This window comes from Pauljensenia sp. C0170B5 (genome assembly GCF_056590195.1).
The window spans coordinates 1-15,649 of the sequence record NZ_JBWPVR010000009.1; the positions used below are offsets into that span (position 1 = coordinate 1).

A 15,649-nucleotide genomic window follows, 5' to 3' on the forward strand; every position below is an offset into this window, starting at 1 on the left:
TCGGTGCCCGGCGCCACTTCCTGACCATCAACTTCCCAAGCCTTAAATTCCTGGGAGTCATCCGGAGCAGTAAAACCATTAGGCAACACCGTGTACTTACTGCCCTTGTTTAAAGTCTTGCCATCCATATCGCCGACTCCGCCGTTACGATCATAGCTAACAGTGGCAGTTTCGAGTGTCTCGCTGGCCGGTTCTGATTCAAGCGGCTGTTCTTCAGTGGGAATTAGTCCGCCATTATCTTTTGCTTTTGCCGTGACAGTTCCACCAACTTCGATGTCTTCAACTTTCAGAGTAATCACACCAGTGTTCGCATCAACCGTTGCACCATCTGATGTCCACGTGGTCTTACCGGAAGTTTCGTCTACGGTTCGAGTTGCAGTGACGGTTTTTTCCGCTCCTGAAGCATCCTTATAGGTGACGGTGTAGGATGCCAAGTCGGTATCATCACCCGGATTTTCATAGGCTGGCGGGGTAATAGTTACCTCACCCTTATCCGTATCTACCGCAATCGCAGGAGATTTCGGAGCGATATTTTTTACCAGATCTTTGGCAGGGATTTTAGTGACTTTGGATCCATCATTTACCTTATAGGTTCCATCAGGATTTTTTGCATATATCGGATTGCCGTCATTATCCCAGTCAGTTTCCACATTATTAGGGCTGATTATTGTAACGTTTCCGTCTTTATCAAACTCGATAAACGCAGGATCGGTTACAAATCCAGTTCCATCGGGAAGTTTAGATACGCCTTTTACCGTATTGGCATCTCGAATAGCTTTATCGATGGCTTGTTTATCGGCATCCGTTAATTTGTGAGGATCTCTCACGGCGACTTTGTCGGGGGTTGTTATTACCGGCTCAGACTTCGCGCAAGAACGGAATTTATGTGGCTCTTTGACAACGATACCGAACTCTGTTCCGAGTTTTAAATCGTTAACCTTATCCGTGATTGGGAAAGTAACTTTTTTGCCGTCAACGGTTACTGCTTGAGACATCTCTTGTGAGTTAGATTTGTCCACTATACAGCTTCCATTTTGGGAAAAATTTTTGTCCTCTCCATCGGTAAATTGTTTGACAAAACTAAATTTTGTTCCTTGGGCAACTTCTTTAGCAAATGTAACGATAATCTGTCCGTCTGTCACCTGGACTTTTCCTATTATCGGAGCCACAGATGTTTCCGTTACCTGTTTGATTATTACGTCCGGAGCTTCAATTTTTCCGGAGGTTGATCCATCTGTATAGGTCACTTCATAGTAGGCATGGTCCGTATAATCGATAGAGAATTTAATTTTGTCAAGGTTAAAGTCGTTCGCAATGTCCGGATTAGCTTTCTTCAGCATTTCAATAGCTTCTGCTTGCTCATCATTATTTACAAGGTTAGCGTCCGGGTGTTCAATCCAGATTTCTCCTACCGGCATTTTGATCTTGTCTTTATTCGAGAATGCCATGGATGGCTCAGCATTTGCGGTCACCACACCAGATGTAGCGCCATCCAAAGTTTGATAGGCAGTGACGGTATCACCTGGTGCAACTTTAACGCCGTTAGGTAGATTTACCTTCCAAGCAGTTCCACTTCTAGGGGTAACAGAAACAGTGGCTTTTTCGTTGCCATCCTTACCTTTTAGGGTCACATATACAGTCGACCTTTTAACCTTTCCACCAACTCTTTTTCGTTGTACATTAGCGCCGGAAATAGTTGTGGCGTCGTAAAAGACCTTGCGAATGGTCGGTGCCGGTAAAGTTGATTGACGCACGGGTTGATCGACAGTCTCCGGTCCGATCTCTAGACCATCGCCAGACTGGGTATCAGTTACAACTTCTGGAGTGCTTACCGGCGTCGGACTGACGCTTTGCGCGTCATCCCGGGAGCTACTCTGTAGATCCTCGGCATGAGCCATAGACGGGCTCGATAGCGTGAAGCCCAAAGCGCAGACCAAGGTTAGGATCAGTAGTTCTGTAAGAAGATGAGCTGGTTTAAGCAGCGCTCTGCCGGCAAACGTTTCAAGAAAACCGGGCTTGTCCTTGAAGTTGCGCATTAGACCTTCCTGTCCAGTGTGCTAGTTAAATCTATTCCCCTCAAAGTACCACTACGTCATCCAGAAAACCAGCACGTTGAGCTCAGGTAGGTGGTGACAGCTACAGGAATATAGCTAAACAGATAAAACACATTAGCTAGACGTTCATTAAATACATTTTAGCTATTGAAATTCTTATGCATACGTGATTTTTTGGTAATCAAATCATCCATCAACAGTGATTTGGAATGAATGTCTGCAAAAAACATGACAACTTTTATTGCTTAATTTAGAAGATCTGGCTTCAGGCAGTTACTCTATGACCACTCTAGGTTATAGAGTCTAGCCTGTAAAACCGCAAAGTTTTAGCGACTCGCACACTTTCGGCGGATAGACATATTTTTTGTAGCTTGCTTCTTGGAGCCTTCCGGCCTCTAGAAATCTGACAAACTGTGCCGAGCCAACGATAAGTCAAATACCTAGCTAGGAAGACTTCCTAAACCAATAAAGCTGCCCTGACAAGGCGAAACGTCACGTCTTATGGTATAAAAATAGGACGTTCACTTTGTACCAAAATGAACGTCCTAATAGTGGAGATGGGGGGAATCGAACCCCCGTCCGACAGCCGCCCCCGAGGTCTTCTCCGGGTGCAGTTTGCCAAAAGATTTTCGACCCGCCTCTACTGACAAACCAGATGAGGCAAGCTTAGTCAGCTAAGTGTTGACGACCGCCCACTGACAAGGCGCCCATCCAGTGGCTCCCTAAACGACGCCAGGATCCGGGCTGGGAGCATCACCCGGGCTGACGGACTAAAGGCTCTCAAGCCGCAATATCAGGCGGCGAGAACGTAGTCGGTGCGATTCTGTTCGGCACCTATTGGTTTGCACGCATCGTTGACGAGATGAGCATGCGTCCTCGACCCGCTTCCCCTCGATTGACGACCACCGTCGAAACCGATCATCCCCTATGTAATTCACAAACCCGTCGCCGCGCCGCTTTCGCAGCTTCACCAGCGCCGGACGTTTCAGTATAGCGAGCAGTCGGTACACTTTCAATAGCCAGTTGAAACCAGCAAGGCCGGCCACCCTCGTCAGTGACGAGCCTGCTTCACGTAGCGCCGCATCGCACGCTCAGCTTCACGCTTATCCTGAGCCTCGCGCAACGCCTGACGCTTGTCCCACTCCTGCTTGCCCTGGGCAAGCGCAATCTCAACCTTGACGCGCCCGCGCACAAAATACAGTTCCAACGGCACAATCGTCATACCTTTGGCCTGGCTGCGCTGTTCCAGACGTGCAATCTCATCACGATGCAGCAGGAGCTTGCGCTTACGGGTCGGCGTGTGATTGTTCCAGGAACCCTGCGAATACATGGGAATATTCGCCTGATAGAGCCACGCTTCCCCATCGCGCGCTTCCACCCACGCATCAACCAACGACGCGCGTCCCATCCGCAGCGCCTTGACCTCGGTCCCGGACAGGACAAGACCGGCCTCAAACGACTCATCTATCGAATAGTCATGCAGCGCCTTCTTGTTGCGTGCAATCATCTTCTTCGCGTCAGAATCTTCCTTGCGCTTCTGCGCCTCGCTCAGTTTCGGTTTCTTCCAGTCCTTCGGCATGTCCCCTCCTCCCAGGATTGACGAGGGTACCCTCCAGCACCGCTCAATCAGCAGCCACCCATTCTACAGGAAATCGGTCGGATCAACGTCCACACCGTCCTGCATCAACGACAGGTGCAGGTGACATCCGGTCGCATACCCCGTCGCACCGGTATATCCCACAACGGTCGAACGGTCCACGTGAGCACCCACCGGCACAGCGAAACTCGACAGGTGCACGTGCGCAGAAACCCACGAATGACCGTTAATCATGCCGTGGTTGATGTACAGCACGTTGCCGCCGGCCGTCTCCTGCTGAGCAGCCACCACCGTCCCCGGAGCAATCGGATACTGGGGAGAACCACACGGAGCAGCAAAGTCAGTTCCGTTGTGATACCTGTCCACACCCAGAATCGGGTGGTGACGCCACCCAAAGGGAGAAGTGATCTGCAGCGGAATATGCAGCGGAGAGGTGAACATGGATCCAGCAGGCGCGAAGTTGCCTGACGTGGCTGCCTGCTGAGCTGCTGCGGCGCGGTTAGCGGCATCGATCTCAGCAAGTTTGGCACTCATCGCGTCAAATTCTTCCTGCCACTTGGTCAACTGGCTCTGAGCCGTCTTCTTCTGGCTCTCCCATTCTTTCTTCTTCTGATCGCGATCCGACTTCATCGCCGTCAATTCGCTCAGATGTTTATCGGCTTCTTCCTTGGAGGTGCGCGCCTGCTCGGATGCCTGGCGTGCTGTCTGTTCAAGGTTTGCGATCCGCTCCGTGACAGCTTCCTGACGCTGCGCCTGGTTTTCCTGGCGAGCCTTCAACGCCAGAGCCTCATTGAGCGCACGGGTGTGCGAACGCATCAACGTGTCAGCTGCAGCTGCACGATCCCCGATTTCTCCCGTCCCCTGCGAGGTCAGAGCCAGCAGTTCTGGGCTGGACATGTCGCCGCGATACATTTCACGGGCGAGGGCACCGATCGCCTGGTTGGCTTCGTCTTGCTGCTTTTCAGCTTCATCAATTTCCCGAGCGATACGGCTCTGCTCAGCTTCAGCACTGTCGAGCTGGTCAAGCGCCAACTGGTGCTGGCGGTCAGCCGCCTCGAACGCCTGCTGCGCTGACTTCAACTGAGCTTCAGCCCCCGGGATCTGACCGTTGAGACGTTCCAGATCCACATACACCTGCGCCAGTGACGAATCAATTCCCTCAAGCTGACTGGTCAGCTCATCAATATGCTGAGCCGAGTCCGCCTGCTTGCGAGCCACCGAGTCGCGATCATCATCACCGTCAGCTGCGGGCATCAGCACTGCAGGTGATGGCGCGGCCTGCGCTGGGGCTGCCAACGCGTCGCCATCAGCGCGGCCGGCGATGCCTAGAGCACTGATAAACGCAACCGTTGTTCCCACAGCGAGGGCGGCACGGCGGCGGCGCCCTCGAACCTGACGAACCTGACTCATCGCACCCTCGCTTTAAACCTTCGTATACTTTGCCAGCGAGAACGCCGACGCGACTACCGCCAGCAGCAGCGCTGCCACAACCAGCACCGGAGTCATAATCCACACTTCGCGCATGCCGACAAAGCTTGTCCACTTGAACGCCGGAGCGATCCACCCGCCGATCACGAACTTCACACCCAGGAAGAGCGACCCAACAGCGAGCAGCGCGCCAGTCAGAGCGGCCAGAGCACCCTCGATCATGAAGGGAGCCTGAATGAACAGCGAGGACGCACCGACAAGTCGCATAATCGACGTCTCACGTTCCCTGCTCATCGCGGACAGGCGGATCGTCGTTGTGATCAGCAAGATTGCCGCCACAATCATGACGCCGGCCAGCCCCAGTGACATCAGCTTGGCTTTGTCGATCACGGAGAAGAGCGGCTCCACAATTTCGCGCTGATCCTTGACCTGCGCCACGCCGGGAGTGCCGGAGAATTCTTCCTTGATGATCGAATACTGCTGAGGGTCAACCAGGCGCACGCGGAACGAAATCGGCATCATGTCCACCGTGGTCCACTGCGTAATCGGGTTCTCCCCCATGATTTTCTGGAAGTTCTCGAACGCTTCTTCCTTCGATTCTTCGTACACGTCCTTGATCAGTGGGGCCAGCTCACCGGACGTCAGCTTGGTACGCACCGCGTCAATCTGGTCGCCGGTGGCTTCCTCGGCGTTACACGAGGGGATCTCATCGCCCTGTGCGCACATGTAGATCGACACTTCGATCTTGTCGTACCAGTCGGACTTCATGCGGTTGACCTGCATCTGCGCCAGGCCGGCCACGCCGACGAACAGCAGTGACACGAAGGTGACGATGATGACGGCCACCGACATCGCGCGATTACGGGTCAGGCCTTTGCCGACCTCGGAAAAGATAAAGCGTAGTTTCATCCCTCGATCACCTTGCTGCTCCGTAGACACCACGGGACTGATCGCGCACCACTGTGCCGTCCTGAAGCTCGATGACGCGTTTACGCATCTGGTTGACGATGTCGGCGTCGTGCGTGGCCATCACAACAGTGGTGCCGTTGCGGTTAATGCGGTCAAGCAGGCGCATGATGCCCAGCGACGTATCCGGGTCAAGGTTGCCGGTCGGCTCGTCAGCCAGCAACAGGGACGGCCGATTCACCATTGCGCGCGCGATCGCCACGCGCTGTTCCTCACCGCCGGACAGTTCGTGAGGCAGGCGTTTTTCCTTACCCGACAGTCCCACCAGTTCCAGCACGTCCGGTACAGCCGTCTGGATCGCGTGCTTGGGTTTTCCGATGACCTGCATGGCCAGGGCGACGTTCTCATACACGGTCTTTGATTCGAGCAGCCGGAAGTCCTGGAAGACCGTTCCAATCTGGCGGCGCAGTTTCGGCACGGCCCAGCGTGTCAGTTCACCAACATCGTGCCCCAAAACCCACACATGCCCCGAAGTGGCGATATTTTCTCGCATCACCAGCTGCAGGAACGTCGATTTGCCGGAACCTGATTTGCCCACCAGGAAGACAAATTCTTCGCGCTCAACCTCAAGGGACACATCGTCGAGGGCGGGGCGCGCACCCGGCTTGTACACCATGGTGACGTGGTCAAATCGAATCATGAACAGAACGCCGTTTTCATCAGACAACAGATCATTGTCAGACTATGGGCATTCGCCCTCATGGCCGGCGTGCGACACGCGGACGCGCGCATTCTGCGCGCGTCACCACCTCACATCAGGCCGATTCAGCTTCGTTCTGCTGGTTCTTGCGCCAGCGAATCCCTGCGTTAATGAAATCGTCAATACCGCCGTCGAACACGTCCTGCGGGTTCCCTGATTCGAACTCGGTGCGCAGATCCTTGACCATCTGATAGGGCTGCAGGACATAGGAGCGCATCTGGTCACCCCACGAGGCTTTCACGTCGCCAGCCAGTTCCTTCTTCTTGGCCTGCTCTTCCTCGTGACGCAACACCAGCAGACGTGACTGCAACACACGCAGGGCTGCCGCGCGGTTCTGGATCTGAGACTTCTCATCCTGCATCGACACAACAATGCCGGTCGGCAAGTGGGTCATACGGACAGCCGAATCCGTCGTGTTCACGGACTGGCCACCAGGCCCCGACGAGCGGAAGACGTCAACTTTCAGATCCGACTCAGGAATATCAATGTGGTCCGTTGACTCAATCAGCGGGATCACCTCGACGGCGGCAAAAGATGTCTGGCGTCGGCCCTGATTGTCGAACGGGCTGATGCGCACGAGACGGTGCGTACCGGCCTCCACTGACAAGGTGCCATACGCGTAGGGTGCCTGCACCTCGAAGGTAGCGGACTTAATTCCGGCTTCTTCCGCGTACGAGGTATCCATCACTTTAGTGGGATAGCCGTGGCGCTCCGCCCAGCGCAGGTACATCCGCATGAGGATTTCGGCAAAGTCGGCGGCATCCACACCGCCGGCACCTGAACGAATGGTGACCACGGCGTTGCGCTCGTCGTATTCACCATCCAGCAATGTGCGGATTTCCAACGATGACAGGTCATCACGGATTGCCTGCAGATCATTTTCCGCTTCATCCAGCAGATCGCCCGACTCATCGGAATCTTCACCTGCCAGCTCCACCATCGCTTCGAGGTCGTCAATACGCTCTTCCATGGTGGTGAGGCGTTCGAGTTCATTTTGCGCATGCGACAGTGCAGTGGTCACTTCCTGCGCATGTTCCACGTCATCCCACAGGTCAGGTGCGGCCGCCTGCCTGGACAAGTCAGCAATCGTGGATCGCAGCTTATCCGGCTGGGAGACAGCCAGAATATTCTCCATAGTGGTGCGCAGTGCTGGTATTTCTTCAGAAAACTCGATGGTCACCCTCCCACTGTAAACGATCGAGGGCAGCGATCAGGACTCCCCTGCTGTTATACATCTGACCCACCGCCGATAAGCGGCCGACCGTGCGATGCCTCAACGTTTCATGTCACACCAACGTTTATTTGACCACTTCTTTACTTTGCGGCGCGTGGCAGGAGGCCGCTCGATTTTTCAATGGCGACTGGAAAACCGCATGTTGGCGCGCGACTCCCTCGTTCATCGCATAAGAAAACCCCTACCCACACGCACGGCACCTCAGGGGTAAAAGACGTCCTTATTGTGGACCCTCGGCACCGATATGGGAATACCTTGAAGTAAAAATAACCAAATAATGGAAAGGTAGTCGGCAAAGTCTTCCGCGTCTGCCACAATTTTTCCATGACCGATTTAGATCTTTCTCGCTTAAGCGATTCCCTGCAGTCACAGTTCCACGCGCTCCAGGAGCGCAACCCGTCAGAACCGGAGTTCCTGCAAGCCGTCTACGAAGTGTTCCTGTCACTGGGACGCCTCGAAGGCAGCCGTCCTGACGATGACCGTTACTCCATCATCACGCGCCTGTGCGAACCTGAACGCCAGATCATGTTCCGCGTTCCGTGGGTAGATGATGACAACAACGTGCGCGTCAATCGCGGCTACCGCGTTGAGTTCAACTCGGCGCTTGGCCCCTACAAGGGTGGCCTGCGTTTCCACCCCTCCGTCAACCTGTCGATCATCAAGTTCCTCGGCTTCGAACAGATCTTCAAGAACTCCCTGACCGGCCTGGGAATCGGCGGCGGCAAGGGCGGTTCCGACTTCGACCCCAAGGGCAAGTCAGACGGCGAGATCATGCGTTTCTGCCAGTCCTTCATGACTGAGCTGTACCGCCACATCGGTGAAAACACCGACGTCCCCGCGGGCGACATCGGTGTGGGCGGGCGCGAAATCGGCTACCTGTTCGGACAGTACAAGCGCATCACGAACCGTTACGACGCGGGTGTGCTGACCGGCAAGGGCATCACCTGGGGAGGCTCCGAGGTGCGCACCGAGGCAACGGGTTACGGCCTGGTGTACTTCACCGACGAGATGCTCAAGGCGCAGGGCGAATCCCTCGACTCCAAGTGCGTGACTGTGTCCGGTTCCGGAAACGTCGCACTGTACGCCATCCAGAAGGCACAACAGCTCGGCGCTCACGTGGTAACCGCTTCCGATTCGTCCGGTTACGTGCTGGACGAGGACGGCATCGACTTCGAACTGCTCCAACAGATCAAAGAGGTCGAGCGCGGCCGCATCAAGGAGTACGCCGATCGGCGTCCTTCCGCAAAGTTCGTTGAAGGTGCAAAGCCGTGGGAGGTTGCCTGTGATGTGGCACTTCCGTGCGCGACGCAAAATGAACTGGACGAGGCGAACGCACGCCAGCTCATTGACAACGGTGTGCATCTTGTTGCTGAGGGTGCGAACATGCCGACCACTCCGGAGGCGACCGACCTGTTCCACGATAACCGTGTCCTGTTTGCTCCTGGAAAGGCATCGAACGCTGGTGGCGTGGCGACCTCAGCTCTGGAGATGGAGCAGAACGCTGCTCGTCATCCATGGACCTTTGAGCATGCCGACAACCGTCTCCACGAGATCATGGCGACCATTCATGACAACTGCTTGAGTGCTGCCAATGAGTACGGCGCGGAAGCTGATTACCAGACTGGCGCGAACCTGGCTGGCTACCTGAAGGTGGCTGACGCCATGCTGGCGATGGGTGTCATCTGATTGACTCATCACGAGTAATCTGACAGGCGCCGCAGCGGATACCACTGCTGCGGCGCCTGAATGTTCAGACGGTGCGCGCCGATGAGGACTGCGTCATGGTGGGCGCGGCAACGCCTTGCAGAACGGGCGGCAGCAACGGCAATGTGGCCTGAGTGCGCACAGTGACCTGAATGACGTTTTCTCCGACCGTCAGATCCGTTATGTCTACGCCCTGCCCCACTGCGCACGTGGTCGTTAACAGGCGCTCCAGGGTTCTGAAGGCTTCCTGCCTCGCCCCGCTTTCAGATGGCGCTGCGAGTTCGGCGCCACCTTCGCCGTAGTAGTTCTCCGCAGACAGTACTGCTGCGCCTGCTGCAGAGATTCGATCAGCGCAGCTCAGGAGCGCACGTTGTTGAAGGTGAACGGACGTGACAACCACGCCGACTGCTACGGCCAGCAACGCCACTGTGACCAGCCCGATGAGCAAAACAGTGATCCGGCCGTCCTCACTGTGCGGCTGATGCGCAGCACTCCGGTATCGGTTCCTATTCAATGCGCACCCCCTCGATGACTGCCTGCGTCGTCGAGGAGACGGGGAAAACTCCGCGAGCGCCGATCCACGATGGGATCAAGGGCAGCGGAACAGTTGTGGAGACCGTGACCGTCAGAAGGGCGCCGCTGGTGGAACATGACGGGTCGCAGCGCGTCGTGACTGATTCTGGAGCGGGCAGCCCAAAATCTGCGAAGATGATGTGCGCCTGCTGTGATGCAAATTCAGTGCGCTGCGGATCCGCCGACAGAAGCCGTGCGGCTTCACGGGAGGATGATTCACTTGCGAACGCCGCCGCCTGCACTGATGCAAGGGTGACAACGATGTACAGCGCGGGGATGACCAGCACGACCATCATCATGATGAATTCGACGATGGCGTTCCCGTCTTCACGTATGTCTCGCGCGGCCCTGGTGTCCCTCACGGTTCGGTTCCTTCTGCCTGGGCGGTCGGCTCACCGTCTTCCACCAGTGAGCGTCCGTGCACGGTGAGCCAGTTGGGTGGGCCCCACGTGAGGAACACAGGCATCGTTGTACGTACTGTCACGACGAGGGCGTCCTGCCCCTGCCACTGGTGGTGGGATGTCGAAATGTCACGGGGGCGTCCCTGCCCCAAAGAATCATCGAGCAGGTCGCCGGTTCGCTGGATGGCATCTGCGTCGACCGCGCCGACCAGGGCTCCTCGGCGTGCTCCCTCACTGGCGGCAGAGATCGCCAGGTTACGGGTGTGCAGGGCGAACGCGGTTTGCAGGAGGATCAGGAAGACGATGACGACCAGTGCCTGCATCATGGCGTGTGCAACCACCTCTGAGCCTTCTTCGCTCCAATGCGTCCGCTCCTGCGTTGTCATGGTGGCCTTACCCGAAGTTGACGGAAGACAATGCCTGTTCCAGCATGTTTTGCAGTTGCGGACCGGCGATCGCCCATATTCCGATGACGAGGGCGACGGTCATGAGCGTGATGAGGACCCATCCGAGTACGTCGCCGCGGTCTCCCTCGTCAGGCTGTGTCGGCAGGTGGATGAACCTGTCTGTCAGTGTTGCGATCCATAGGAAGAAGGTGTGCATCGGGTTTCTCTCTTTTCTGTCGGTGCGGTGGTGGTGTGGTATTGGGATATGCATGTCACGGTCCGATCTGGAGGGCAAGCAGCCCGGGGTACAGTGCGAACAGGACAGTGATGGGCAGGATCAGGAAGACGATCGGGAACAGCATGGCGATCTCTTTCCTGCCACCTTGTTCCATGAGTCGTTGCCGAGTTACTTCGCGAATGTCGCGCGCCTGGTCGTGCAGGGTCTGAGCCAGTGGCGCTCCGCGTTCGATGGCGGTAACAAGGGTCTGACACAGTCGTGACAAGTTGGGTGAATCATTGCGGGCGGCAAGGTCGGTCAGTGCCCGCGTGGTGGCACGGCCCATCCGTATCTGAGTGACCGTGTGGTTCAGTTCGCGGGCCAAGTGCGACTGGGAGATTCCCGCCACACGCGACAAGGCTGCCGGCACCGATTCACCGGCACCGATTGCCAGTGCGAGCAGCTCAGAGGCGTCAGGGACACTACTGTCCAGTTGACGCTGTCGACGCCTGGCCTGCACACTCAGGAGCTGGTCCCACAGTGCGGCCCCCGTCAATGCACCCACCGCCAGAGCACATATGAGTGACATGATTCCTGCGGGGGTGCGGTGAATCAGCGGGATGATCGCAACTGCGGCCAGGAGCATCAAGCAGGTTGCCGCAATGAACTGGTGCAGGCGAAAAGTGGCGAGCTCCCTGCCCGAGCCGAGCAGTTCCAGGCGGCGAACAACGCTGGTGGATGTGGAGCCAATTGCGTCCATTACGCGTGCGAGCCACTGCGCCGCCAGTGAACGTACCCGACTGCCCGGCATATCGGAAGGCCACGTGGTGTCCGAGCGCTGGCTCCACACGCGCACGGCGAGCAGATTGTTGCGGGCACGGATGGCAATCGCCAGCTGCCATATTCCAATACCCAGAGTCATCCCTATCGCGACAGCCGCCCACGTCATCCCATTCATCGCAGGGTCCGCCGTTCCGTTTCCAGTTTGCCGATCTGCTTCATCACGAAGTACGCGACGACCGAGACCAGTGCCCCCACACTGAGGATCACCACGCCTTGTGGAGTGGAAAACGCGCTGGCGGCCTGGGCCTGTGCGGAGATCAACACCAGCACGATCCACGGGGCTGCCACTCCCAGCCTGGCTGCGTTAACTGTCCATGACTGGCGCGCTTCGAGTTCTCCGCGGATGCGTGCATCTTCACGCAGCATGACTCCCAGGTCTCGCAGCAGGACCGCCAGGTCTGATCCGCCGACATCGCGTGCCAGGCGTAACGCTTCGATAATGCGGTCTGCCACCGGATCGGCGAGCCGGTTTTTCAGTCCCGTCAGCGCATGGTCGAATCTGCCGTCAGCGCGGTACTCCGTACTGAACGTGAGGAAATAGGGACGCAAGATTCGCGGTCCGCGCTCACCGCAGTCGATGAGCAGTTCGGGCAGGGAAGCACCCGATCGGATACCTGCCACCAGTTGATCCACCACATCGGGCCACGCCGCTCGAGTCTGCCTGGTCACGCGCGCAGCGCGACCCACGATCACCATGGTGGGAACGGGTGCGATCATCAGTGCGACCACGATGGCCACGGTCCATGTGCGTGTGTAGGCCAGCACGCCCAGGAAGACACCACTCATGATCGCCAGCGTGACCAGGACGTGCGTGCTGCGGGTCAGGGAGGAAATTCCGGACCTGATCAGGATGTCGTTCCACGCCTGCCACCAGTTCGGTGACCACCTCGGCAATTGAGGTGTGCCGACGAAGGCCAGGAGGATGCAGTTCACACCGATCCCCAGGACGATTCCGATCAATGTGGCGCTCATGACGGCCCACCCGTCAGCAGGGCACTCAGATCATGGTGGGCCAGAGCGAAGCGTTCATGCGCGTCAAGTGCGCCTCGGCCTCGCACCCACGTGGCACCGTCATAGCACCACAGATCTGCTGATTCGATGCGCATCTCCTCGACTCGTCCGGGCACGGCGAGCACCTCGGACACAACGCGTGTGCCGTCGTGGTTGCGTTCAACGTGGCACACGATGTCAACGCTGTGCGCAAGCGTGGGGACAACGAACTGAGGGGTGACGTTTTCGCCGGCGAGCAAGGGGAGCATGGACAGTTTCGACAGTGCTTCGCGGGCCGAGTTGGCATGCACGGTCGCCATTCCTGGAACACCCGCGTTGAGTGCGAGCAGCAGGTCGAGCGCTTCTGGACCGCGCACCTCTCCGACGATGAGCGTTTCGGGGCGCATTCGCAGTGATTCACGCACCAGGTCACGCAGCGTGATTTCGCCTGTGCCTTCCATCGAGCTGGGGCGTGTCTGCATCGCAATGCAGTCGCGAGCCGGCAATGCGAGTTCGAAAACTTCTTCACAACTGATGACGCGGCGCGCGCCCGGGATTTCTCCGCATAGTGCGCGCAGGAGTGTTGTCTTTCCTGCCTGGGTGGCGCCCGACACGACGATGGATAAGCCACTGTCCACGGCGGCGGAAAGGAATTCAGCAACATACTCGGGCAGCATGGCCACATTGACGAGGTCGCGCAGCGAGCGGGCACGTTGAATGTGTTTGCGAATGTTGACTGACCAGTGCTGGCCGGTCACGGGAGGGATCACGACGTGCAGGCGTTCCCCGCCGGCCAGCATTGCATCCACGAAGGGTGCTGACAGGTCAAGGCGCCGGCCCGAATGGTGCAGCATTCGTTCCACGAGGTCTCGCACCTGCTGGTCGGACAGGATCAATGTGGTCAGCTCGGGTTGGCCGTTTCGCGCGATGAAGATGCGCGAGGGGTCGTTGATCCACACTTCTTCAACCTCTGGATCGTCCAGATACCGCTGGAGGGGGCCAAAGCCGATAACCTCGGCCAGCAGGTTTTCTGTGTGCTCGTGGATTTCGTCGGGGGTGAGCGGCCCGAGCATCTGCGTGACGGTTTCCTCGGCCAGCTGCCGGGCGCGTTGGGTGTGCGCGAAAGGGTCGATGCCGCGGGATGCGAGTGCGCTGCGCAGCTGTGTGGCTGTATCGGGCGTGCTCGCCATCGTGCCGTTCCTTTCGCGTTGCAGTGGGCTGTCCTTGTGATTACTGTCACCGAACGTAGCAAAGTAGCATCCTGATGGGAACCCTTTCTACTGAACTGTGGATAACTTCGGGTGGGGGTTTGGGTACCGGTGAGCGTTCGGTGCGCCAGTGACCTGCAGTTTTTCCCAAACGGGGCGTGAAACACCATTAATGAAGCGGCTCGAAGTGTGGACAGGCCATGTACCGTAAGAGGGTGAGTACACCACGAACACCTCTTGAATTGGCTGCGTTGGCGACCGCGGCGGTACCCGGCCTTTCTGTTGCGGCTTTACGTGAGCCTCAATTCAGTGACGAGGTTGTCTCCATGACCGGCATTGTCGATGATCAGGGGAACCGCTGGACCGTGGTGTGTCCGCATGAAGATGTGGGCGGTGTGGATTTGAGGGCACAGTGGGCGGTCCTTGCCCGTCTGGCGTCTGCTCACGATACGGGTGAGGTCGGTTTTGATGTGCCGCGTCCTGCTGGTATTGCCCGCACCCGCGAGGGCGTGTCGGTGATGGTGCATCAGGATCTTGCGGGCCGTTTCATGGGTGATGAGGACTTCGATCAGTCGGGTATTTTGCCGGCCTCGCTGGCCCGATCAATCGCCAGCTTGCATAACCTGCCTGTCTCAACGTATTCGGATGTGAATGTTCCGCAGTATTCGGCCTCTGAGTGCCGTGACCGCCACCGTGCTGTCCTCCAGGAAGTATTGGCAGCTGTGACGGTTCCTGCGAATCTTGTGCGCCGCTGGCGAGCTGCCTTAGATGATGACGCTTTGTGGCGTTTCCGCCCGTGCCCTGTTCACGGCGATCTGCATGTGCAGTCGGTGAAGGTCGCAGATGGGATCGTGCTGTCCATCAGTGGTTTTTCCTCTGCGCACTTGGGTGATCCGGCGATCGACGTGGCGTGGATTTTGTCTCAGGCGTCTGATGGTTTCCTTGAAACGTTCCAGTCGTCGTATTCGATGACGAGGATGGCGACGGACTTGCACCTGGTGACGCGCGCTCAGTTGCTGTCTGAATTGGCAATCGTGCGCTGGCTGTCTCACGGGCTTCATGCCGAGGACAAGGAGATCGTTCGCGACGCGTCGCAGATGTTGACGGATGTGTCGCTCGACGTGGGCGATGACCTGCTGACGGAGCATGAGCTCGCGCCTGAACCCAAGGATGAGAATGCCCCCGCGGATGAACCTGAGCCTGCCGCAGAGCCCGTCGCGCCAACCTGGACTGCTTCGCCTGAGAACGTGACGGAGCCGGTGTCGATGGACGAGGTGGAGTCCGTCATTGACCGGCATGCCGATGGTGATCCGACTCGCACTCCCCCACAGTTTTCCTGAAGCGACGC

15 protein-coding genes and 1 other RNA gene are annotated in these 15,649 nt (G+C 57.4%); 2 read left to right on the top strand and 14 right to left on the bottom strand.

From position 1 onward, the window contains the following. From AC1EJZ_RS09235 to prfB, 7 genes are all read right to left on the bottom strand, one after another. A partial coding sequence (locus AC1EJZ_RS09235; RefSeq protein ID WP_480294686.1) for a hypothetical protein occupies window positions 1–2,036 on the bottom strand: 2,036 nt, incomplete at its 3' end. 567 nt (window positions 2,037–2,603) lie between these two features. After that, window positions 2,604–2,980, bottom strand: a transfer-messenger RNA (tmRNA) gene (ssrA, locus tag AC1EJZ_RS09240). A 125-nt stretch (window positions 2,981–3,105) separates the two neighbouring features. Further along, window positions 3,106–3,633 carry an SsrA-binding protein SmpB gene (gene smpB, locus AC1EJZ_RS09245; protein WP_058236136.1) on the bottom strand — a complete coding sequence of 176 codons (528 nt, stop codon included), beginning with the start codon at window positions 3,631–3,633 and terminating at the stop codon, window positions 3,106–3,108. Window positions 3,634–3,696: 63 nt separating this feature from the next. Then, window positions 3,697–5,061 carry a M23 family metallopeptidase gene (locus tag AC1EJZ_RS09250; RefSeq protein WP_070725551.1) on the bottom strand — a complete coding sequence of 455 codons (1,365 nt, stop codon included), beginning with the start codon at window positions 5,059–5,061 and terminating at the stop codon, window positions 3,697–3,699. A 12-nt stretch (window positions 5,062–5,073) separates the two neighbouring features. Continuing rightward, window positions 5,074–5,988: a permease-like cell division protein FtsX gene (gene ftsX / locus AC1EJZ_RS09255; RefSeq protein ID WP_058236138.1), complete on the bottom strand. Its 915-nt coding sequence runs from the start codon at window positions 5,986–5,988 to the stop codon at window positions 5,074–5,076. Window positions 5,989–5,995: 7 nt separating this feature from the next. Next, window positions 5,996–6,685 (bottom strand): cell division ATP-binding protein FtsE, encoded by a 690-nt coding sequence (gene ftsE, locus AC1EJZ_RS09260; protein ID WP_058236236.1) that lies wholly within the window; start codon window positions 6,683–6,685, stop codon window positions 5,996–5,998. A 115-nt stretch (window positions 6,686–6,800) separates the two neighbouring features. Beyond that, entirely contained in the window at window positions 6,801–7,925 is a 1,125-nt protein-coding gene (prfB, locus tag AC1EJZ_RS09265; RefSeq protein ID WP_070725556.1) for a peptide chain release factor 2, read from the bottom strand. A 378-nt stretch (window positions 7,926–8,303) separates the two neighbouring features. Between prfB and gdhA the strand changes: the two genes are divergently transcribed. Further along, window positions 8,304–9,665 (top strand): NADP-specific glutamate dehydrogenase, encoded by a 1,362-nt coding sequence (gene gdhA, locus AC1EJZ_RS09270; RefSeq protein ID WP_058236140.1) that lies wholly within the window; start codon window positions 8,304–8,306, stop codon window positions 9,663–9,665. A 64-nt stretch (window positions 9,666–9,729) separates the two neighbouring features. On the opposite strand, the gene AC1EJZ_RS09275 is transcribed toward gdhA, so the two are convergent. From AC1EJZ_RS09275 to AC1EJZ_RS09305, 7 genes are read right to left on the bottom strand one after another with little or no spacing between them, the layout of a single operon-like run. Continuing rightward, window positions 9,730–10,197, bottom strand: a complete 468-nt coding sequence (locus tag AC1EJZ_RS09275; protein ID WP_141757258.1) for a hypothetical protein — start codon at window positions 10,195–10,197, stop codon at window positions 9,730–9,732. Further along, window positions 10,190–10,618: a hypothetical protein gene (locus AC1EJZ_RS09280; protein ID WP_058236142.1), complete on the bottom strand. Its 429-nt coding sequence runs from the start codon at window positions 10,616–10,618 to the stop codon at window positions 10,190–10,192. The genes AC1EJZ_RS09275 and AC1EJZ_RS09280 overlap by 8 nt, the downstream gene beginning before the upstream one ends. Continuing rightward, the gene (locus AC1EJZ_RS09285; RefSeq protein WP_058236143.1) at window positions 10,615–11,043 is read right to left on the bottom strand and encodes a TadE family protein; all 429 of its coding nucleotides are present in this window, start codon (window positions 11,041–11,043) and stop codon (window positions 10,615–10,617) included. Before AC1EJZ_RS09285 ends, AC1EJZ_RS09280 begins: the two co-directional genes overlap by 4 nt. A 7-nt stretch (window positions 11,044–11,050) precedes the next feature. Beyond that, complete coding sequence (locus AC1EJZ_RS09290; RefSeq protein ID WP_480294687.1) at window positions 11,051–11,260, bottom strand: hypothetical protein; 210 nt, start codon at window positions 11,258–11,260, stop codon at window positions 11,051–11,053. Window positions 11,261–11,315: 55 nt separating this feature from the next. Continuing rightward, the gene (locus tag AC1EJZ_RS09295; protein WP_070725559.1) at window positions 11,316–12,218 is read right to left on the bottom strand and encodes a type II secretion system F family protein; all 903 of its coding nucleotides are present in this window, start codon (window positions 12,216–12,218) and stop codon (window positions 11,316–11,318) included. Then, window positions 12,215–13,075 (bottom strand): type II secretion system F family protein, encoded by an 861-nt coding sequence (locus tag AC1EJZ_RS09300; protein ID WP_480294689.1) that lies wholly within the window; start codon window positions 13,073–13,075, stop codon window positions 12,215–12,217. Before AC1EJZ_RS09300 ends, AC1EJZ_RS09295 begins: the two co-directional genes overlap by 4 nt. Continuing rightward, a complete protein-coding gene (locus AC1EJZ_RS09305; protein ID WP_058236146.1) occupies window positions 13,072–14,283 on the bottom strand; it encodes a TadA family conjugal transfer-associated ATPase in 1,212 nt (403 codons plus the stop codon). Before AC1EJZ_RS09305 ends, AC1EJZ_RS09300 begins: the two co-directional genes overlap by 4 nt. Before the next feature lie 233 nt (window positions 14,284–14,516). Between AC1EJZ_RS09305 and AC1EJZ_RS09310 the strand changes: the two genes are divergently transcribed. Then, a complete protein-coding gene (locus AC1EJZ_RS09310; RefSeq protein WP_480294691.1) occupies window positions 14,517–15,641 on the top strand; it encodes a phosphotransferase in 1,125 nt (374 codons plus the stop codon). The last annotated feature ends 8 nt before the right edge of the window (window positions 15,642–15,649 follow it).

What these genes read in the sequence shown, in the direction of transcription:
- smpB (WP_058236136.1), bottom strand. Translation starts at nt 3,633, where the DNA reads ATGCCGAAGGACTGGAAGAAACCGAAACTGAGCGAGGCGCAGAAGCGC.
- AC1EJZ_RS09250 (WP_070725551.1), bottom strand. Translation starts at nt 5,061, where the DNA reads ATGAGTCAGGTTCGTCAGGTTCGAGGGCGCCGCCGCCGTGCCGCCCTC.
- ftsX (WP_058236138.1), bottom strand. Translation starts at nt 5,988, where the DNA reads ATGAAACTACGCTTTATCTTTTCCGAGGTCGGCAAAGGCCTGACCCGT.
- ftsE (WP_058236236.1), bottom strand. Translation starts at nt 6,685, where the DNA reads ATGATTCGATTTGACCACGTCACCATGGTGTACAAGCCGGGTGCGCGC.
- gdhA (WP_058236140.1), top strand. Translation starts at nt 8,304, where the DNA reads ATGACCGATTTAGATCTTTCTCGCTTAAGCGATTCCCTGCAGTCACAG.
- AC1EJZ_RS09285 (WP_058236143.1), bottom strand. Translation starts at nt 11,043, where the DNA reads ATGACAACGCAGGAGCGGACGCATTGGAGCGAAGAAGGCTCAGAGGTG.
- AC1EJZ_RS09290 (WP_480294687.1), bottom strand. Translation starts at nt 11,260, where the DNA reads ATGCACACCTTCTTCCTATGGATCGCAACACTGACAGACAGGTTCATC.
- AC1EJZ_RS09295 (WP_070725559.1), bottom strand. Translation starts at nt 12,218, where the DNA reads ATGAATGGGATGACGTGGGCGGCTGTCGCGATAGGGATGACTCTGGGT.
- AC1EJZ_RS09300 (WP_480294689.1), bottom strand. Translation starts at nt 13,075, where the DNA reads ATGAGCGCCACATTGATCGGAATCGTCCTGGGGATCGGTGTGAACTGC.
- AC1EJZ_RS09305 (WP_058236146.1), bottom strand. Translation starts at nt 14,283, where the DNA reads ATGGCGAGCACGCCCGATACAGCCACACAGCTGCGCAGCGCACTCGCA.